Genomic DNA, 20,116 nt, shown 5'->3' on the forward strand with positions numbered 1-20,116 from the left:
CTTATTATATATCTTCCCTCTCATTTAAACATCGATTCAACCGGCATGCGGGGCTGAAGCTCGCCCCGCTCTACTGCTGCTTCCAGGAACGGTGCCCACTGCCGAATCGCCCTCTTGTAGCGTTCAACCATATAGGCATCTCGGTTTTTCTCCCGCCATCCTGTGAAAAAATATTCGAAAACGGCAGGTGTCAGTCCTTCAGCAACCCGTTCAATTTGGTGCTCCTGCTCTTCCAGCAGTTTATCAACGACTCCCCACATATTCAGACCCTGCTCAAACAACCGGGCCAGCTGCTGCTCTTCCGATGCTTCCATTTCGTCCAGAATCGCCCGGAAGATTTCTTCTGTGCTGGAGAAATACATATACACCCCGCCCCGGCTCATCCCGGATTCTTCGACGATATCTTTCATCGTAACAGGCTCAAAGCCTTTTCGTTTAAATACTTCAACAGCGGCGTGCATAATTTCCTTACGGCGCTGTTCTTTGTGATTCGCTGTAACTTTTGGTGACATGTACAATCCCTTGTTCTGCTCGATTTTTTGTAATGTCTTTTTAAAAATGTTTCGTTGTACAGCCTGCGTCCTACTGTGGCAAAATGAATAGGCAAGGTTTGTTCATGAATAACATCGGGAATTAATAGATTGGATACATAAGAGGAAGGGAGCGAAAAAATTATGAAATTTGCCGAATATGCATACGAAAGGCCGGACATAAAGCAGGTAGAATCCCGTTTTACCGCTCTACTGGAGAAGTTTAAGGGTGCGCAGAGTTACGAGGAGCAGGATGCGGTGATGAAGGAAATTAACCGGCTGCGCAGCGAATTTGAGTCGATGGGAGAAATCGCGCAAATTCGCCATACGATCGATACGACCGATGAGAAATACAAAGAGGAACAGGACTATTTTGACGAGGTCCGCCCCATTTACCAGGGAATCATTTCTACATACTATCAGGCGCTGGTGGACTCAAAGTTTAGAGGCCGGCTGGAAGAGAAATGGGGAAAGCAGCTGTTCACGGTTGCAGAGCTTACATTAAAAACGTTCTCTCCCGAAATTATTGAGGATTTGCAGGTTGAAAATCGGCTCTCCAGCGAGTATACAAAGCTCATTGCCTCCGCTAAAATTCCGTTTGAAGGGGAGGAGAGAAACCTGTCACAGCTTGTTCCGTTTCAGCTTTCCACTGACAGAGAAATGAGGAAGAAAGCGAACGAGGCTAAGTATTCTTTTTACAAAGAACATGAGGGTAAACTGGACGAGATTTATGATGGGCTTGTGAAAATCAGAACGAAAATCGCAAAGAAGCTTGGCTATGATAATTTCATCGAACTTGGCTATGCGCGGATGATCCGATCGGACTATGATGCAGAAATGGTGGCCGGATTCAGAAAGCAGGTAGAAGAATACATCGTTCCAGTCGCAACGAAGCTAAAGGAGCGGCAACGGGAGCGAATCGGTGTAGACACCCTGCGTTATTATGACGATAAGTTCAGCTTTAAAACAGGGAACGCGAAGCCGAAGGGTGACCCGGAGTGGATTGTAAACAATGGAAAGCGCATGTACGCAGATCTGTCTCCGGAGACGGACACTTTCTTTACCTTCATGATGGAAAACGACCTAATGGATCTTGTCAGCAAAAAAGGAAAAGCAGGCGGAGGCTACTGCACGTACATCAGCAAGTATGAATCGCCCTTTATTTTCTCTAATTTCAACGGAACTTCCGGAGACATTGACGTACTGACGCACGAAGCGGGCCATGCGTTCCAGGTGTTCTCAAGCAGGCAGTATAAAGTTCCTGAGTACTTCTTCCCGACGTCTGAGGCGGCTGAAATTCACTCGATGAGCATGGAGTTCTTTACATGGCCGTGGATGAATTTGTTTTTTGAAGAAGAGACGGAGAAATATAAGTTTAATCATTTAAGTGAAGCGCTGCTGTTCATTCCATACGGTGTTTCTGTGGATGAGTACCAGCATTATGTTTATGCGAATCCAGATGCGACGCCCGAGGAAAGAAAGCAGGCATGGAGAGAAATCGAGAAAAAGTATTTGCCGCATCGAAATTACGAAGGGAATGACTATTTGGAGAGGGGAGGCTTCTGGCATCAGCAGCTTCATATCTTCACCTCTCCGTTCTATTACATTGATTACACGCTGGCCCAGATTTGCGCCTTCCAGTTCTGGAAGAAGTCGAATGAAGACAGGGAAGCGGCATGGGCAGACTATGTTACGCTCTGTAAAGCTGGCGGAAGCCGGTCGTTCATCGAATTAGTTCAAATCGCCAATCTGATTTCCCCCTTCAAAGAGGGGTGTGTTCAATCGGTTATCGGAGAGATTGAGACCTGGTTAAATAAAATAGATGACAAGGCTCTATAGAGATGGGAAGGAAGGCATAAAATACGCCTTCCTTTTTTTAGTGAGTAGCGGTTTTGAATTTTTGCAGCCACTGAGCAATCGGTTCAAGAAATGCATCATCGATCGGTTCTTGTACCTGCTTTTTATACGTTTTTATTAAGGTGAGTATGGACGGGATTCCACTTTGCTTTCGCAAAATATGATTCACTTCAGGGATGATATGATATTCTGATTCTCCTTGTACCGTTTCCGCTATCACTCTGGCCTGCTCCGGTACGACCTGTATGTCCTTCGCTCCGGTAATGGCAAGGGTAGGGCACGTAACTTTTTCCAATTCCTCCAGTACATTGTATGCATATTGTTCGCGATACCATTTCGCATTTAATTTTTTCCCCCTGACTCTAACGGTAGGGGAAGAGGATTCCAGAATTTGTTTGATGATTTTCTCGTTTGTTTTTCTTGATTTCTCAGTCAGTTTTAGTGTGCGAATGAGAAAGCCTTTGAATCCGGTAAGCGATTCGAGTTCCTGCATGGCCATTTCTGATTGTCTTTGCAAAAAGGCCTTAGAAGGTTCGCCGGCGCCAGATACAAGAACGAGGCCGTTGGTGTTTTCCCGGGAATTGACGGCAGGGGCAATTAAGGACCCTTCACTATGCCCGAATAGAACAACTCGCTCAGGATTAACGTTAGGATGGGACCGTAAATAACGCATACATGCCTGCGCATCCTCCACAAAATCCCAAAAGCCGGTTTCCTCGTAAACGCCGCCGCTTTCCCCGGCGCCCCTCTTGTCGTAGCGGAGCGTTACAAAACCAAGATTTGCAACGAACTCCGCAAGGTCTTTGTAAAGATTCATACGAAGCAGTGAACTGTTTCCGTCACGGTCATTTTTCCCTGTACCAGGAATGATCAGTACAGCAGGGTAGCGTTGTTCTGCATTCACCGGTATCGTTATTGTCCCTTTCAGGGGAAATTCCCCCGAAACCGTTACGTTCTCTTCCTGAAAAGTTTTTTGTGCCATCAGCTTATCCTCCGTTTAATTCTTATCATTATTAATAATGATAATATTATTGAAGAGAAAAATTGTCAATAAAAAAATGACAATTCAGCAAGAAAAACCTGAACAAAGGATGTCCAGGCTATTTCTCAAGAGATTTGTAAAAGAGGTAAATACCCCTGCCCAGTTTTTCTTTTCTCCGAATAAGCTTTTTGGTAGATATTCGATTGCCCTTACTTTATTTTCTGGATTCTTCCTTCAACGGAAGCGGAGAAAGGCTGGGGTTGTTTTTTTACGTAGTCTACAAGCGCGTCAATATCCACAGGGCCGATGACCTGGTTTTTCCCCTGTAGAAGTACGCTTAAATCATCTCCGCCGCCAGCCATGAAGTTGTTCACGGTAACGGTGTATACTTTAACCGGATCCACAGGTGTTCCGTTCGTGGATAAAATATCGACTACTCTGTCTCCAACCGGACGGGTGCTATCGTACGTATACTTCAGTCCGGAAATTTGCAGCATGCGGGTTTGTTTGCCCCACTGTTGGTTTAAGAGGTCGCGGATTTGTTTGCCGGTAAGATCCATCTTTACAAGGTCATTGTTGAAGGGCTGGATATTAAACAATTCGCCCCATGTAACTTCTCCCTGGTCAAGGTTGGCCCGGATACCGCCTGGATTCATAAAAGCAAAGTCTGTTTTCGTAGCGTCGCGCATCGAGTCCGCGATCAGATTGCCAAGGTCAGATTCCCCGCTCGCATTCTGAACGGCTGTCAGCGGCTTAGCAGCCGTACCGATTTTTTGATTGACAATAGGCGCCACTTTTGCCTCGTATTTATCTATCATTTTTTTGATTTCCGGGTCCGGCTGGACGCCATCGTGGAAGGTTGTCACAATTTCTGCCTTCTTCGTTACAATATCCTTTGTACGCGGATCGATTTCCAAATCAACATCGGAGAAAGCTGTACCATAGGAGTAGGATTGAACAAGCAGCTTGCCGTTCACCGTGGCGTTCATATAGGCATGGTTGTGGCCGCCAAAAATAACATCCACTTCTTTATCCACTTTATTGGCGATGTCAACAAGTTCTCCATTTGCGTTCTTCCCGTCCGTTGCCGAGCTGCCAGGATTGTGGGCGAGAACGATGATAGATTTCACGCCTTTTTTCTTTAATTCCGCTGTCGCTTTATTAATCGCTTCCGCTTCATCTGTAAATTTAACGCCGGCTACTCCGCTTGCAGTTACGATACTGGGTGTATCGGAGAGAGCAACACCAATAATGCCAATAGGCACTCCGTTTACTTTTTTTACAACGTAAGGCGGCAGGATTGTTTTGCCTGTTTTCTCATCTACTACATTCGCGGCGACATAAGGAAAATTCGCTCCTTCAAACATCCCGGTTTTCGGGTGGCTTCCGCCATGAATGAGGCGAAGCATTTCCGGAACCCCTTCATCAAATTCATGGTTCCCTACTGTACCCGCGTCAAAGCCCAAACGGTTTAAAATCTCAATCGTAGGCTCATCCTGTAAGAGGGCGGAAACAGGTGCGCTCGCTCCTACGGCATCGCCTGCATGTAAAAGCAGGGTGTTTTTGTTTTGTGCTTCATGCTGTTTTAAATACGCGGCCAGGTAATCGGCTCTCCCGACATCTTTGCCCGCAACTTTTCTTGTAACGTCGAGCTGTCCGTGCAAATCGTTGATTCCCAGGAGTTGAACTTGTATGTAGCGGTTTTTGTACTGCTCATTATGCTCAGGGATACCCGGTGTCTTGGATTGTGCTGCAAATGATGTGCCGGTTGAGAATGCGAGTGTCAGTGCAAGAGCCGGGACGGTCTTCTTCACCGTGTTCCACATAGTGTTTCTTCCTATCATTTTCGTCCTCCTAGTATTCTAGTAATTTGTACAGTGCTAGTACAGTATAAGTCATAAATATGAATAATTTGCTAAAGACAGTTTAAGATTATGTTAACATAACTAGTTAACATAATTTACCACCAATTCCGTACATTACATACATTCGTGGAGAGGGAATGATTTATGGGGGATAGTTACTAAAAAAATACAAAAATATAGGGTAATCTATAGTAAAGAATGAATTCTAATCGGAAAGAAAGGAGGTAGGTGTATGCTTGATATTTGCTTGCTTGGAACGGGAGGAACGATGCCATTACCGGGCAGATGGCTTACGTCCATGATTGCATCCTATAAGGGAAGGATGACACTCATGGACTGTGGTGAAGGAACCCAGATTACATTAAAAATGCTCGGCTGGGGATTTAAAGCAATTGAGACGATTTGTTTTACGCATTACCACGCCGACCATGTGGCAGGGCTGCCGGGAATGCTCCTGGCTATCGGAAATGCCGGGAGAACGGAACCGCTTACGATTATGGGGCCACCCGGTGTCTTTGAGGTGGTGAGAGGCCTTACTGTTATTGCACCCTACCTCCCGTATGACATCAAAATGACTGAAGTCTCTATTCAACGGCAAACAACCAGGGTGAATGAAGGCTTTCATCTGCACACCCTGCCCGTTCAGCATACCGTTCCCTGCCTTGCTTACTGCATTGAAATTGAACGGGGCCGTAAATTTAACCCACAGCAGGCACAGGCGCTTGCTGTCCCGGTTCCTTTGTGGAAGACACTCCAAAAAGGGGAAGAGGTCGTTCATGAGGGGGAAACCGTTACACCGGATATGGTGCTTGGCCCCCCGCGCAGGGGAATCAAGGTGTGCTATTGTACCGATACGAGGCCGGTAGAGCCGCTTGTTTCGTTCATTGAAGGTGCGGATTTATTTATTTGTGAAGGCATGTATGGGGAAGATGGGTTTCTTGAAAAAGCGGAGGAGCATGGCCATATGCTTTTTTCGGAGGCGGCTTCACTCGCACAAAGGGGAGGAGTAAAGGAGTTGTGGCTCACCCATTATAGCCCTTCCCTCACAGAACCGGAGCAATATATCGGAAACGCCCGGGTTGTTTTTCCGAATTCGTTTCTCGGGGAAGAGAGAATGACGAAGCATCTCGCGTTTCAAAATTAAATAAAAAAATTCCCCGAATGGGGAAGGGTGATATCCGATCTTCCTCTACAGCAAATTCAGCTCTTTTCCGCGCTGCAACGCCTGCAATCTGCTGTTTACTTCAAGCTTCCTGTATATATTTTTCAAGTGCGTCTTGACAGTTCCGACGGTCACATAGATATTCTCGGCAATTTGCTGATTCTTGAACCCTTGCTCAACCATTCGCAAAATCTTCATTTCCTGCTCCGTTAATAGAGAGGGGAGAGCCAAAGCTCCTTCCGCCTGGGCATTCATCAGCTGCAGCAGTTTCTTGACGTAAAGCAACGGTACCGGTAAAGACTTTCGGATAAAGTTGTGCAGCCTATGGTGCAAATATTGGGCAAGCAGATTCGCCAGTTCCGCGCCTTCATCAACGAAGCTGCGGATGTATCCCTGTGGCTGCGCGAGGTGCAGAGCGGATTCCAGCTTCATAAGAGCATTCATTGTATCTCCCTTTCGATGAAGAGCAATGCTTTGTAAAATGGACACTTTTATCTTATCTCTGGGTCGGTCTTCATTATCGGCGAGTTGATTCAAATGTTCCAGCAGTTGTAAAGCTTCGTTAATCGACCCACATTCCGTAAGCGCCCTGGCCAACTGAAGATATTCTCTCACAAGATACAGTGGGACCGTATCGGTATGCTTGAGTCCACAAGTTTGCAGCCAAGCGGTCACATCGTCGAAAGAACCGCTTGCAAGTAACAAACGCGCCTTCTCCGCATCCAATTTTTTCAGAGCAATATTTTTATCCGGTGAATTGATTTTAGGCTTAACCTGCTCAAGCAGTCCAAACGCTTTTGCCGAATTTCCCCTGGCCAGAGAAACCCGTGCAGCGTTGATGGCAGCACTCACCAAAATAAGGGCATAGGGCTGCATGCACTTTTGCCGCAGTACCCTTTCTAAATAGGCTTCAGCCTCTTCCAGGCGATTCCATTCATATAAAATCTCACTATATGCGATATAACAGAAACCAACGAAGGGGTAATTCTTCTTATTCTCCCAGACCTTAATCCATTTATAAAAGAATTTCTCTGCTTCATGCAGATCATCGAAAAAAACCAATAGCGAATCGTAATTTACAGTATAGGTGTTCGCTTCGATCATCTGTATATAACTGCCTTCCGGCATTAGCTGCTCAAATAGTTCCAAATATTCCGTCGTTCGCTGAAAATCTTTCCGGTAAAAAGAAACGGCCGCAGATAAATAAAAAAACGTACCGATAAACGGCTTCCACTCAGGATCGGACAGCTTGTCTTCCATCATGTGAAGTCTTGAACCTGCCAGTTCCACTTCTTCCGATTCCGCCAACATTTTCACATAAAGAAATTGAACTTCTGGTCTTCCCACAAGGCAAGACTCTGGCAGCGCGCTAAACCATCGATACAGCACTCCTCTCCTCAATTGCAGGTCATGCAGATGCTTTCCAATCAAGGAAACAACTTCGGGGTAATGCCCTCCCATAAGGAAATGCTCCACCGCCTCTTCAAAAAAACCATGCTCTTCCAACCAATTAGCCGCACGAGCATACAATTGTTTGGCTTTTTCCGGATCCTTTTGCCGGCATTGCCTCTGCAAAAACTCAGAAAACAAATGATGATAGCGATACCATTGCCGCTCATCGTCCAGGGGAATGATAAACAAATTCTGTTGTTCCAGCAACTCCAATCGTTCCTGACAATGGGTTTGTCCGGTAACAGCCGCACAAAGAGCGTCGTTCATTCTGTTTAATATCGAGGTCTCCAGCAGAAAAGATTGAACCTCATCGGACTGGTGGCTGAGCACTTCCTGAAAAAGATAATCTGCTACACTGCGATGTACACCGCTAAAAGCACCGATAAAATCGGAAGAATGATCGCTTTTTTTCAGCGAAATCGCCGCAAGGTGCAGTCCGCTAATCCATCCCTCCGTACGGCGGACAAGTATAGATACATCCTCTTCGGACAGCGAAAACCCCATGCAATCACGGAAGTAACGAATTCCTTCATCGAGTTGAAATCGCAAATCCTGAATTGTAATCTGAACCACCTGGCCGATCGTCAGCAATCTAGCCGTTGGAAAGGGCAATTCAAAACGACTTGCTATATATAAATGAACATGAGCGGGCAAATGTTCAAGTAAAAACACCACCGATGCGTGAATGGAAGATAGACCAATTGTGTGATAATCGTCAAAAATAAGTACCAATTCATCGGAATGGCTGCTAAACTCATGTATCATTGCTGTGATAAAAGTCTCAAATGCCCCAGATTTAAGCGTTGATAGACGTGGATTCATCGCCTCAGCAAAATACGAGTTCTTGCTGTCGACAGCAGCAATCACATAACTCCAAAACTGGATCAAATCATTATCCTGCGGGTCAAAGGAAACCCATACGGAAGGTATCCCGCTCTGCTTCACCCAATGACTCAACGCTGTTGTCTTGCCGTAACCCCCTGGAGCCGTCACGGAGGTTAGTTTTGTTTTTAGCCCTTCATTCAACATCTCGGTTATGGTTGGACGATCCACAAGTATATCGCCTCGCAAATGCGGGATATGTAGTTTTGTACTTATAATCACGGTTTAACACCTCTAATTTTGCTGTTAGTATCCCTTCTTAAAATTATATTTCATTTTTCTGAATTAAGGTAGAATTCATGTAAATAAAAAGGTTTAAAGTTATGAAATTGATTCAATAGAAAAAGCGGCCCGCCAGATAGCGGGTCGCTTGCTATTTTTATTGCTTAGTTGGCAGACAGGGCAAGCATATCAGCCATATCGTCCTGTGCATTCGTAATTAATTGAAGGTTGAACGCTTCCTGCAGTACGTTTAATACGCCAGGTGTAATGAATTCAGGCGGCTTTGGCCCGATGCGGATATCCTTGATGCCGAGGCTGAACAACCCGAGAAGGATGGCAACCGCTTTTTGTTCGAACCAGGAAAGCACGATGCTCACAGGCAGGTCGTTTACTTCACAGCCAAATGCATCCGCTAAAGCGAGAGCGATTTTTACAGTTGAACCGGAATTGTTGCACTGGCCAAGGTCAATGTAGCGTGGAATGCCAGTATCGGCTACTGTTCCATAGTCTACATCGTTAAAGCGGAACTTACCGCAAGAAGTAGTCAGGATGACCGTGTCATTTGGTAAAGAGGTAGCCAGTTCACGGTAGTACTCGCCGCCTTTACCAGGAGCATCACAGCCAGCGATAACGAAGAAACGCTTAATTTTTCCTGCTTTTACCGCATCGATAATTTCAGGTGCCAGGCCAAGAACGGTCTGGTGGTGGAAGCCAGTTGTTAATGTTTGCTCGGATTCAATGTTTGCTTCTGGAAGCTCAAGTGCTCTTTCGATAAGCGGGTTGAAATCCTCGCCCGCGATTTTTGTTACGCCTTCAAGCCCGGCTACTTCATAAGAGAAGAAGCGGTCTGCATAGGTGCCTTTAATCGGCATGACGCAGTTCGTTGTGGCAAGAATCGCGCCAGGGAATTCTTCGAACAGGCGGCGCTGGTCAAACCAGGCTTTCCCGATGTTTCCTTTCAGGTGCGCGTATTTCTTCAATTGCGGATACCCGTGTGCAGGCAGCATCTCGGAGTGTGTATAAATGTTGATGCCTTTTCCTTCGGTTTGCTTGAGGAGTTCTTCCAAAGCAAACAGGTTATGGCCGGTTACAACGATACATTTGCCTTCGATTTTATTTTGCGAAACAGTAATCGGCTGTGGAATGCCGAGACGTTCTGTGTGGGCGCGGTCAAGTAAATCCATGACCCGAACGGCGGCGTTTCCGACTTTCATCGCCATATCGATATGTTCCTGCACGTTAAAGTTGGAGTTTGTCAGTGTGAGATAGAGTGCTTCCTGTGTAACCTTATCCACTTCTGGATCGGTGTAGCCAAGCTGTTTAGCATGCGTAGCATAGGCTGCGATTCCTTTCAGCGCGAAAATAATGGTATCCTGTAAGCTTGCAATATCTTCGTTTTTCCCGCATACCCCGATAACTTTACATCCACCGCTTGGTGTTTGTTCACATTGATAACAAAACATGATTTTGCCTCCCCAAATGATATTTATCATTTTCTGTTCAATCACTATGTCCTTATAGTAAGGGAGGCGGAATGAAAAATATGTGATATACATCACACGGGACAGGTTTATCAATGTATAACGAAAGACGGTTCACAAAGTTGCTACATTTTCGCCTGTGCCTGTCCTTTGAGCTGTTCGATGGATTGTTTGATCGCCACGGCGATTTCTTCGTAGTTCAAGCCTTCAGCGAGTTGAACGGGCGGACCAAAAATGACGCCGGCCCGGCCAAACCACTTCTGCCTTGCTCCATATACATAAGTAGGAATGACAGGGGCCTTGCTTTTGCCGACAATAAAGCCGATGCCTTTCTTCGCTTCCTGCATCTCGCCTGTTTTTGAGCGGGTTCCTTCGATGAAAATCGAGAAAATGCTGCCTTCCTGTATGAGTTTCAGCGTGTATTTGAGCGATTTTAAATCGGCCTGCCCGCGCTTAATCGGGAAGGCTCCCATCTCAGTGATGAGCCAGGCAAAGAAGCGTTTTTTAAACAATTCTTCCTTTGCCATAATGTACATTTTACGTGGAGTATGCGTGCCTACCAGGAGGGAATCATAATTGCTCGTATGATTCATCGCCAGAATGCAGCCGCCTTCCGGAATGTTTTCTATACCGGTTATTTTTACACGGTACCGGATGTGAAGCCACAGCCGTACACAGTTTCTTACAATTGAATAAACCATCCTAATTACCCCGCTTTTTCTCTATTCTGCAGCCTTTTACACATCATAACAGGTTTTATGCTGATAAAGTTCACAATTGGCAACTTTTCAGCAGCACAATATTTCCACCGCTTCGAAAATATTTCCTCGGCAATATTTTTTTGTGGTAACGAGGGAACTTTCATTTCTGTTTCCTGTCCGCTGATCGCAAGCTTGAAAACACGAATAGCCCGCACCACCTCTCGTTTTTTAACGGTGAGAAGTGAATGGGGGCACCTAAAGACTGAATGAATGTATTCTATTGCAAGGCTTATTATTTGTTTATATATAAACATTTATTTAAAGCGATGGAGAAAGATAACAACGGAAAGGCAGAGCTGCTCTGCCCCTTTATTACAAAGGAGAAATCGAATTATACTGTTTACATACCCATTGCTCATCTTTTTATATCAATATGCTGAACTTTTCGGAAAGAAACGGGGGATAAAGGATAATGTTGAACCAGGAAGTAAAGGGAATTATTTTTGATATGGATAATACCCTCTTGCAATCTAAAATTAATTTTCCGGCGATGAAAGAGGCCGTTTTTCAGTTTTTACTGGGGCATGGTTTTTTCGAGCCAGGATATGATTGGAAAAGGTACACAGCCTCCCAGTTGATTGAGAAGGCACGTATGTCTACCCGAATGGAGAACACGATAGAAGAGGAAATCTGGAGAACGGTTGCTCGCTTTGAGGAAGAAGGAATGCACGGAGCATCCCTCGAGCCGGGCATGGCAGACCTGCTTGCCGTACTGCATGAACGCTGCTGCCTCGTGGTCCTGACCAATAACGCCCACCCGGCCGCAGAAACCGCTCTTCGGGAAACGGGGATTGCCAAATACTTCGATTATATTGCCGGGCGGGAACAGGTACAGGCACTAAAGCCTTCCTCATTAGGGGTTCAGCACATATTGGGCCGGTACCCCCACATCCGGGTCACTGAATGGCTGTTTGTCGGCGACTCCTGGATCGACGGGAAAGCGGCGCAGGATGGAAATGTGCGGTTTGCAGCGTACGGAGGAAATCGCGAAGAAATGGAAGGGCACGGAGTTTTGCCTGCCGTTTACCTTGCGGAAGCGCGGGAGCTTCTCCGGTACGTTGAGGGGGGATATCGTGAGGGCGCCTGAGTTTCCTTCCCATTTGCAATGGCTCAATACCGAATACCCTCTTTCCTTAAAGGAGCTGCGGGGGCATGTCGTATTACTGGACTTCTGGACATACTGCTGTATTAACTGTATCCATGTCCTCCCTGATTTAGCCTGGCTTGAGGAGAAATATAAAGAAGAACCGTTCGTTGTTATCGGAGTCCATTCCGCGAAGTTTGAGAATGAGAAGGACATGGAGAACATCCGGAATGCGGTTGAACGCTATGAGGCGGATGGGAAAACATCTGGAATGGAGAAGCCAAGGAAGCGCACCTGGCCCAGCCGAGCGGGATTACATCCGACGGGAAAACGCTCTATTTTGCCGACAGTGAAGTGTCGGCACTGCGCAGCTGCCGTATCGCAGACGGGCGTGTTTCTACGCTCATAGGAAGCGGGCTGTTTCGCTTTGGCTTCGAGGATGGGCCTTTCCCGGCTGCGCAGCTCCAGCACCCGCTGCATTGTTTATAAAGCAGCGGGTGCTTTTTTGGAAATCATCCGGCATGTAGCGTTTGTCGCTTTAAGCAAATCGGAGGGCGATAAAATCATCTGGCAGCCGCGTATGCCGGCGCTGAGTGAAATTTTATCTTTTTCCTGCACTTCGGCTTCAATAAAAACAGGGTATTTCTTCTTTGTGCCAAGGGGGGAGACGCCGCCCCGGATGTACCCGGTTAAAGGCTGCACTTCTTTTAGCGGTACGACTTCTACCTTCTTATTTCCGCTCGCGGAAGCCAATGCTTTAAGGTCAAGCTCGTAGTTTCCGGGAATACAGGCCAGCATGACGCCCGTTTTGTCTCCGCGCGCGACGAGCGTTTTGTACACCTGCTCAATAGGAAAACCGATTTTATGCGCAACAGACCCGGCCGATAAGTCCGTTTCATCTACATTGTATGTTAATAGTTCGTAAGGAATTTTCATTTGATCGAGCAGGCGAGCCGCATTTGTCTTTTGTGCCATGGTTTCCACCCTATCTGTTATCATTGTTTCTTATATTATAGTGTAACACCCCGGGAAAAGAAAAAAGAAAATGGCGATTTATTAGTTTACATAATAAAAAAGAGAATGCAGTAGGAAAGCAAACGTTTTGTCAAAGGAAGTCACAACTGTTAGCCGAATAGATGGTAAAATAGAAGGTAAATGTGCTGTGAAAGTGTTGGGAAATAATCATTATTCACCTTACATGAAATGGGATTTTATGCACGGTAAATGCATATGACATACAAAGAGGGAGATCGCGCGTGTTTAAAACAGGAGACACAAATTACCCGGGTGATCAGCCATATGCTTTGCAGGATGGATGGATTCTGGAGCATTATGGAGTAAATGAGCTTCATTTTGATTCGATTAAAGGCTATCGAAATCGCTTTATGGCCGCAAAACCGAATCACCCGTGGAATGGGCTGGAAACAAAAGAGTTTTTATATAAAATTGGCGCCTGGGGGAAGCTGCGGGATACAGGCAAAGAAGGGTTAACGCTTGCCGGGCTGCTCATGTTCAGTGAGGAAAGGGTCATTACAGAAGTACTGCCCCATTATTTCCTTGAATACAGGGGAGATTTAGCAGGGTTTGCGGAAGAACGGTGGACCGATCGCCTGACGTCGCAGGACGGCACCTGGTCGGGAAACCTCTATGACTTTTATTTTAAAAGCATAAACAAGCTTACGGCAGACCTTGCCATTCCTTTTCAAATCAACGGTTTTAGCCGCCAGGATGAAACGGTTATCCATACGGCTTTACGTGAGGCGCTCGTAAATACGCTTGTTCACACGGATTATTTCGGTGAGCGAGGAATTGTAATCGAACGGGAAAAGGATACGTTCCGGTTTTCAAATCCGGGTATGATGAGGGTTCCTATACGCCAGGCTCTCGAGGGAGGCGTCAGCGATTTGCGCAATCCTAACCTATTTAAGATGTTTGTCTTAATCGGGATGGGAGAGCGAGCGGGCTCCGGCCTGCACAATATCAGTCATACATGGGATGAACGGGAATGGGAAAATCCCGAATTCATTCAGCAAACAGAACCAGCCCGCACTGTTTTTATTTTACGAATGGTGTATGCTGACAGGCAGGAAACGCAGGAGAAAAATGTCGAAATGGGTAGCTCCGTAAATAACGATTGGAAGTCCATGAATAACGAAGATAACTCCATAAATAACGAATGGGAGTCCGTGAATAACGATTTTAAGTCCTATAATAGCGGCGAAAACTCCGTGAATAACGAAGATAACTCCTATAGTAACGAGTCGAACTCCTATAATAATGACGCTAACTCCTACAATAAGCAGGATGGCTCCGTAAATAAGCAGGATGTTTCCTTCAAAACAGAAGACGTGTCGATTTCTGATGAAGAAGAGGAAGCGGAACAAGATGACGCTTCTTTTAGCAGCGGAGATGTGTGGGATGAACTATGGCAGGAAGCGGAACTTGCCAGAAAGAGAAAAAGGCTCAGCCCGGCTGTAATGGAGAATATTATTGTTGTGCTTTGTGAGAAGAAACCGTTAATGCTCAAAGAATTGGCCCAGCTGCTGGAACGTACCCCGGATGGGCTGCGCAATAATTACCTGGCGAAATTGCTGAAGGAAGGGAAATTGAGGCTGCGTTATCCGGCTCAGGTCAACCATCCGAAACAGGCATATATTACAGTAAAATGAATAGATATGCAAAAAGGCGTAAAAACAGGAAACGCTGTTTTTACGCCTTTTCTTATTTATTCATTTGATCCTTCAAGCAGCCGGAGCAGCGATTCATAGCTCTGTGCCCCGAGTACGCCGCGGTTTCCCGCGATAAAACACGGAACAGCTGTAACGCCGATTTGTTGGGCTTCTTCTAGATCCCTTTCCACAGCATCACGATAGCGTCCGGCTTTAAGCGCTTCAAGAAACGCGTCTGAGTTTAACCCGATAGAAGCGGCAATGCTTGTGAGTGTAGAAACATCATTGATGTCTTTTTCCTGCTGGAACTGCGCAGCGAACACAGCATCATGATACGCGTTTGCCTGTCCGTGCTCTTCCGCGAATTTGGCCCCTTCGTGAGCCAGTCTTGAATGCTTGCTTTTATCATTCCATTTCATCACGATATTATGCTGTCTGGATAAAGCTTCTACACCCGCTTTTGCCCGTTCCATGTATTCGGGCGATTTTGGCGGTATTTCGACGCCTTCCGGGCGCAGCTCAAAGGCTTTCCATTCAACTTCGATGTTTTTTTCCTTGACCAACTGGTCAAGCGGGGCTTTCCCGATCATGCAGAAAGGTCAGAGGAAGTCCGAAAACACTGTAATTTTATTATTCATCGTATGTCTCTCCTTATTCGTTTGATTCAAAGGCTCCTTTTTATTTTCCCATGAATGGGCGCCTGTAATCAAATAAAAACAGCGCAAGAGGATTGGCTCCTCTGCGCTGTTTTTTGCCTTACTATATTTATAAAAGAAATGTTCTTTTGAATTCAAACCTGTTTTTATCTACTGCTTCCGGTTTTTGCAACCTAAGACGATGAAAGCCCTGCCTCTCTTCCATTCTTACGGCTCCGATGACCGTTCCAGTTGAATTAGAATACAACAAAAACTGGAAACGAGTGCTAAAATTAGCATCCTTATTGTTCTGTGTGCATGCGTAGGTGTCACACAGGTCTTATGAGCGTATAAGACATAAAAGGGAATGATGTGAAAATGAATCATGAGATGGGCAATGTTTAACGTGAGAAAAAACACTGCGGAATACCATACCTGGACGGCATGATACGATTCATCTTGAAGAAAAAGAGGTTTGTATTCAGTTAGTAAGGAATAATATGTGGAGATATTTAACGGCAAGAATGTATTATACCATGTATTTGATGTAATTGCAAACAAATTTGTGATTGTACCTTTCCTATGCTATATTTCTGTCAGCGAACATTGCAGGGGACGGAGGAGTATGAATGAGAATTAACAAGTTTATAAGTGAAACCGGATTTTGTTCCAGGCGTGAAGTGGACAAGTTAATCGAAGCGAACAGAGTAACGATTAACGGCCTGCCGGCGGAGTTGGGAAGCCAGGTACAGGTGGGGGATGATGTTAGAGTCGACGGAAAGGCGATTGGCGCAAAAAAGGAGCCTGTCTATATCGCACTCAACAAGCCGGTCGGCATTACAAGCACAACAGAACGGCATGTAAAAGGCAATATTGTTGACTTTGTAGGGCATGCGGAGCGTATTTTTCCGATTGGCCGGCTTGATAAAGATTCGGATGGGCTTATTCTTCTTACGAATGACGGGGACATTGTAAACCGCATCCTGCGCGCGGAGCATAACCATGAAAAAGAATACATCGTCACAGTAGACAAGCCGGTGACAGATGAGTTTATAAAAGGGATGGCAAACGGAGTGCGAATACTGGGGAGCATGACAAAAAAATGCAAGGTAACCCGGGTAGCGGACTGTGTTTTCCGCATTATTCTTACGGAAGGGCGCAACCGACAGATTCGCCGGATGTGCATGGCATTTGGGTACCAGGTGCGCCGCCTGCAGCGGATTCGCATTATGAATATCGAACTGGGCGGGCTCAAGCAGGGAGCGTGGCGGGACTTAACGGCACGTGAAAAAAAGGAACTTTTCACGATATTATCCTATCGGCCGAACGGGAAACAGTAAAAAAGGGCGGAAGAGGAATGCAAACGGCATTCCCACCCGCTCTTTTTCTGTGCTGCCTAACATTTGTCTAACGTTTCGAAAGAGATGTACACCAGCCTTCGACACGAAAATTCCACGGTTCTGCCGTTTATCGACAAATTATACTCTCTCTAATGCCTCTTTGAAGCGGGCATATTTTCCTTTTTTGTTTATGGTGTACGTATAGCCAAGTTGCGTAAGCGTCCGCAGTATTGTTTCGACTTCGTCTTCATTTTTTATTCCCTCTATTTCAAGCTCGTACTGTTCATTGCCGTCAGGAAACAGGGTGTGATCCAATTCAAAAACATAATCGTCTATAAGCTTTATAGGATAGCGTTTATTGGAGAGGGAACCTCGGAAGCCAAGCTCCGAGGGGGAGATAAGATTTGTAACCGCCTGCTGCCCCTTCTCCGGAAGAAGCGGAATCATTTCGCCCGCCTGCTGCTTGCACGCCTCAAAAATTTCCTCCGTGACCGGTTGTTCCATCTCGATCGAGGATAAGAAAGTGGAAGTAACATTTTCTTTTATCTTCTGGCATAAAATCCAGTCTGCGTTTTCTTTGCGAATCCGAAGCATAATTCCGCTCTTACCGAGACGAAAGTCTGGCGTATCAAAATAGTAATTCGTTTGTTCAAGGGGAGCCAGAACTTCCGCTGCATTACGCAGCATGCCTTCATAGGTTTCTTGCTCCAGCAAAAGTTTAAGCTCTCGTTCCTTATAATCCATTTTTTCACATCCATTTTTGTCTCATTCGTGTGCGAAGTCAATTTCATCTTTCGATTTGTTATATGTCACGACAAGATTAGATTCACCCAAATACCACAGGTCCTCTTTTTCGATATAAAAAGTAATCCCATCTTCCACAATGGAGAGTCCGGCATCAATCGGCGGCTCTTTCGTAATTCCAAGTGAAAAGCCGCTCTGTACAGTACTGCAGCCTCCCATTCGGACAAAAAAACGGATGGCGTCTCCTTCTCGGGCACCCATTTCTTCACGGAACCATTGAACGGCTTCTTTTTCTACGGTAAGTTTCACTTTCAGCTGCCTCCTCCGGGTGATGTTAAATGCTGTTCTTCTCTTCAGTTTATCATAACCCGAAACATCCCAGCATATGGAGCGTCTATTCCATAGGTTGCAAAAAGCGGACGGGTGATGGTTCCTTTTAAGATGGTAGCAGATAATTTGAATGTGCAGGTTACATGGGATGGAGGATTACGGCAGGTGCGGATTTACACGGCTCCCACCACGATGGATGTTACCGGATTTTATGGGCTCGGGGATCCTAAAAAAGGCACAAGCAGCTGGACTGATTTATTTCAGCAGGACTATCCGAATCCCGCCACAGGAAATACGGACATGGTAAGTAAACTTGCCTTCTGCTGGTATTCCATGGATCGAAGCGGAAATTTCACGGCCAGTAATAAATATGGATGGCAAAAGCCTGATGGAAAGGATACGATTACGCAGCTTTAGGAAAGCTTGTAGATCAGGTTGTTATTATGGCTTATGACTACAACCCGCAAAGCACATCCCCTGAGCAGGATGATAAAGTAATCCAGGCGGTCAGCTGGCGAAGGAAGCAGTGCCGAAGGAAAAGCTGCTTCTCGGAATTAACTTCGCGCATGAAAACCCGAAAACAATCATAAATAAAGTTGGCATTGCCAAGCAAAATGGAATAAGAGGAATTGCACTATGGCGTCTCGGCCTTCTGTCGGATGAGATGTGGACAGCACTCCGAAGCACTTTGAAAGCGGAAAAATAATATAAATCCCCCGCATTTTCTTATAAAAAAAGTCAGCTTAATTTTTCAGTTGGCTTTTTTTGTTTGTACCGTTTCACCTAAAAGGCAATGTGGTAAACAAAAAATAAATATAGAGGAAACACAACGGAAAACACCATGAATTTCGAAAAGGGGTAGAGAATTAAAAATGAAAAACATGCGAGATCAGCAGCGTGATGTTTTGGCCGATAAAGAAGCAACAGAGAAGTTCGTAAACGAAGTTTTACCGAAGATTATCCTTCGCCTACGTAAAGAAGGAAAACTTCCGGTTTCTTATACAGACGAGTCGGCTCAGTGAGCTGGCTTTTGCTTGATAAATTGATTGGTGAACGAATCTTTCGTTAAGGAATCAAAGGAAAACCCCTGTTTTTTTAACCCGGCAATAATCCTTGGAAGAGCCTGCACGGTGGTCGTTTTTACCTGGCTGTCGTGCATAAGAATAATCGCCTTTTTTTTATTCCTGCTGCCGTTCAGTACGGACTGAACAATCGTATCCGTATTCTGCACAATCTTTGAGGCATCTCTGGAGTCAACGTTCCAGTCGAAAAACTGGTAGCCTTCTTTTGTTTTTAAATCCGCCAGCCTGTTCATGAGCTGCCTTCCCCCGTATTTTCGGCTAACATGGTTGTTTGAGCCTCCGGGAAACCGGAGAATCGAAGGCCTTTGTCCAATGGTTTCGTACAGCAGGTTTTCCAGTTGCATAAAATCCTCCTGAAAAGCCTCAACAGAACCGTACAAGGTTCGGTAGTTATGCGAATATGTATGATTTCCGATCGCATGTCCGCCGGCTATAATTTGCCTGTATGCTTCTTTGCCGAAGTCGGTATTATTTCCTACAACAAAAAAGGTTGCTTTGACATGCTCGTTATTTAAAATTTGCAGGATTTTACCCGTGTTTGTTGAAGGGCCATCATCAAATGTAAGATAGGCGACCTTCTTATTAACATCCTTCGTCTTCTCCATTTCTTGCTTCAGGTTTTCCAACCCTTTCTGTGCCCTGTCCAGCTCGTTTTTAAGGCTGGTATTTTCTTTGTTCAGCTCATTATTTCCTTCTTTCATTTTTTCCAGTTGTTGAAGGGTGTCGATGTAGGCGGCAGCCTGTAAAATATAATGAGGAATAAAAAGAAGTAAAAAAACGATGAGTATGATAGCGGCCGGTTTGATGGCAGGGTCCCTCCGTTTCTTCTTTGAGTCCCTAATATATATGTATGGGCTTTTTTTATCATGCATCGGAGAGAAGAATTATTCATATATGGGCAGGAATGGGAGCTAATAACAGAAAACAATGTGGAAATATTTCCCCACCTCTTGTGTTTTTATTCAGACAATTTTATTATGATATAATCATTATAAAAAACGGAATAGTTGTTCCGGAATTTGGAACGGAGGGTATAGC

General features: G+C 45.5%; 20 protein-coding genes. 9 read left to right on the plus strand and 11 right to left on the minus strand.

The genetic code is table 11. From position 1 onward, the window contains the following. Positions 1–20 precede the first annotated feature (20 nt). A complete protein-coding gene (locus MBEAL2_RS02105; protein WP_047150931.1) occupies positions 21–512 on the minus strand; it encodes a TetR/AcrR family transcriptional regulator in 492 nt (163 codons plus the stop codon). 162 nt (positions 513–674) lie between these two features. Here MBEAL2_RS02105 and MBEAL2_RS02110 point away from each other — a divergent pair, with 162 nt between their 5' ends. Beyond that, a complete protein-coding gene (locus MBEAL2_RS02110) occupies positions 675–2,369 on the plus strand; it encodes a M3 family oligoendopeptidase (RefSeq protein ID WP_047150695.1) in 1,695 nt (564 codons plus the stop codon). Between the two features lie 37 nt (positions 2,370–2,406). On the opposite strand, the gene MBEAL2_RS02115 is transcribed toward MBEAL2_RS02110, so the two are convergent. After that, entirely contained in the window at positions 2,407–3,369 is a 963-nt protein-coding gene (locus tag MBEAL2_RS02115; RefSeq protein WP_047150696.1) for an alpha/beta hydrolase family protein, read from the minus strand. A gap of 209 nt (positions 3,370–3,578) precedes the next feature. Further along, a complete protein-coding gene (locus MBEAL2_RS02120) occupies positions 3,579–5,210 on the minus strand; it encodes a bifunctional metallophosphatase/5'-nucleotidase (RefSeq protein ID WP_500778837.1) in 1,632 nt (543 codons plus the stop codon). Between the two features lie 256 nt (positions 5,211–5,466). Between MBEAL2_RS02120 and MBEAL2_RS02125 the strand changes: the two genes are divergently transcribed. Then, positions 5,467–6,378, plus strand: coding sequence for a ribonuclease Z (locus MBEAL2_RS02125; RefSeq protein ID WP_047150697.1), 912 nt, complete (start codon positions 5,467–5,469; stop codon positions 6,376–6,378). Positions 6,379–6,423: 45 nt separating this feature from the next. Here the strand turns inward: MBEAL2_RS02125 and MBEAL2_RS02130 are convergent, their stop codons facing one another. The 3 genes from MBEAL2_RS02130 to MBEAL2_RS02140 all read right to left on the minus strand — a co-directional run bounded on the left by MBEAL2_RS02130 (position 6,424) and on the right by MBEAL2_RS02140 (position 11,134). Further along, on the minus strand, positions 6,424–8,952 hold the full coding sequence (locus MBEAL2_RS02130) for a winged helix-turn-helix domain-containing protein (RefSeq protein ID WP_152667669.1): 2,529 nt from the start codon (positions 8,950–8,952) through the stop codon (positions 6,424–6,426). 164 nt (positions 8,953–9,116) lie between these two features. Then, complete coding sequence (hcp, locus tag MBEAL2_RS02135; RefSeq protein ID WP_047150699.1) at positions 9,117–10,415, minus strand: hydroxylamine reductase; 1,299 nt, start codon at positions 10,413–10,415, stop codon at positions 9,117–9,119. Between the two features lie 143 nt (positions 10,416–10,558). After that, positions 10,559–11,134 carry a lysophospholipid acyltransferase family protein gene (locus MBEAL2_RS02140; protein WP_047150700.1) on the minus strand — a complete coding sequence of 192 codons (576 nt, stop codon included), beginning with the start codon at positions 11,132–11,134 and terminating at the stop codon, positions 10,559–10,561. A 472-nt stretch (positions 11,135–11,606) separates the two neighbouring features. On the opposite strand from MBEAL2_RS02140, the gene MBEAL2_RS02150 reads away from it, so the two are divergent. Then, positions 11,607–12,281 carry an HAD family hydrolase gene (locus MBEAL2_RS02150; protein WP_047150702.1) on the plus strand — a complete coding sequence of 225 codons (675 nt, stop codon included), beginning with the start codon at positions 11,607–11,609 and terminating at the stop codon, positions 12,279–12,281. Beyond that, positions 12,268–12,687, plus strand: a complete 420-nt coding sequence (locus MBEAL2_RS30925; protein ID WP_047150703.1) for a thioredoxin-like domain-containing protein — start codon at positions 12,268–12,270, stop codon at positions 12,685–12,687. The genes MBEAL2_RS02150 and MBEAL2_RS30925 overlap by 14 nt, the downstream gene beginning before the upstream one ends. 74 nt (positions 12,688–12,761) lie before the next feature. On the opposite strand, the gene ybaK is transcribed toward MBEAL2_RS30925, so the two are convergent. Next, positions 12,762–13,253 (minus strand): Cys-tRNA(Pro) deacylase, encoded by a 492-nt coding sequence (ybaK, locus tag MBEAL2_RS02160; RefSeq protein WP_047150704.1) that lies wholly within the window; start codon positions 13,251–13,253, stop codon positions 12,762–12,764. Between the two features lie 281 nt (positions 13,254–13,534). On the opposite strand from ybaK, the gene MBEAL2_RS02165 reads away from it, so the two are divergent. Next, positions 13,535–14,947, plus strand: coding sequence for a DUF8451 domain-containing protein (locus MBEAL2_RS02165; RefSeq protein WP_236692665.1), 1,413 nt, complete (start codon positions 13,535–13,537; stop codon positions 14,945–14,947). Between the two features lie 56 nt (positions 14,948–15,003). On the opposite strand, the gene MBEAL2_RS02170 is transcribed toward MBEAL2_RS02165, so the two are convergent. Further along, on the minus strand, positions 15,004–15,537 hold the full coding sequence (locus MBEAL2_RS02170) for a DsbA family oxidoreductase (RefSeq protein ID WP_047150705.1): 534 nt from the start codon (positions 15,535–15,537) through the stop codon (positions 15,004–15,006). A 674-nt stretch (positions 15,538–16,211) separates the two neighbouring features. Between MBEAL2_RS02170 and rluF the strand changes: the two genes are divergently transcribed. After that, the gene (rluF, locus tag MBEAL2_RS02175) at positions 16,212–16,922 is read left to right on the plus strand and encodes a 23S rRNA pseudouridine(2604) synthase RluF (protein ID WP_047150706.1); all 711 of its coding nucleotides are present in this window, start codon (positions 16,212–16,214) and stop codon (positions 16,920–16,922) included. 138 nt (positions 16,923–17,060) lie between these two features. Here rluF and MBEAL2_RS02180 read toward each other — a convergent pair whose 3' ends face one another. Further along, positions 17,061–17,666, minus strand: a complete 606-nt coding sequence (locus MBEAL2_RS02180) for a CYTH domain-containing protein (protein WP_047150707.1) — start codon at positions 17,664–17,666, stop codon at positions 17,061–17,063. A gap of 21 nt (positions 17,667–17,687) precedes the next feature. Next, positions 17,688–17,975: a HesB/YadR/YfhF family protein gene (locus MBEAL2_RS02185; RefSeq protein ID WP_047150708.1), complete on the minus strand. Its 288-nt coding sequence runs from the start codon at positions 17,973–17,975 to the stop codon at positions 17,688–17,690. A gap of 114 nt (positions 17,976–18,089) precedes the next feature. On the opposite strand from MBEAL2_RS02185, the gene MBEAL2_RS02190 reads away from it, so the two are divergent. The 3 genes from MBEAL2_RS02190 to MBEAL2_RS31530 all read left to right on the plus strand — a co-directional run bounded on the left by MBEAL2_RS02190 (position 18,090) and on the right by MBEAL2_RS31530 (position 19,018). Next, positions 18,090–18,413: a stalk domain-containing protein gene (locus tag MBEAL2_RS02190; RefSeq protein ID WP_439644813.1), complete on the plus strand. Its 324-nt coding sequence runs from the start codon at positions 18,090–18,092 to the stop codon at positions 18,411–18,413. A 109-nt stretch (positions 18,414–18,522) separates the two neighbouring features. Beyond that, complete coding sequence (locus MBEAL2_RS02195; RefSeq protein WP_047150710.1) at positions 18,523–18,702, plus strand: hypothetical protein; 180 nt, start codon at positions 18,523–18,525, stop codon at positions 18,700–18,702. Between the two features lie 166 nt (positions 18,703–18,868). Further along, positions 18,869–19,018, plus strand: a complete 150-nt coding sequence (locus MBEAL2_RS31530) for a hypothetical protein (RefSeq protein WP_161798150.1) — start codon at positions 18,869–18,871, stop codon at positions 19,016–19,018. Here the strand turns inward: MBEAL2_RS31530 and MBEAL2_RS02200 are convergent. Continuing rightward, positions 19,012–19,950 (minus strand): polysaccharide deacetylase family protein, encoded by a 939-nt coding sequence (locus MBEAL2_RS02200; RefSeq protein ID WP_052947377.1) that lies wholly within the window; start codon positions 19,948–19,950, stop codon positions 19,012–19,014. The genes MBEAL2_RS31530 and MBEAL2_RS02200 overlap by 7 nt on opposite strands. Between the last annotated feature and the right edge of the window lie 166 nt (positions 19,951–20,116).

This window comes from Aneurinibacillus tyrosinisolvens (assembly GCF_001015055.1).
Classification (GTDB): Bacteria; Bacillota; Bacilli; order Aneurinibacillales; family Aneurinibacillaceae; genus Aneurinibacillus_A; species Aneurinibacillus_A tyrosinisolvens.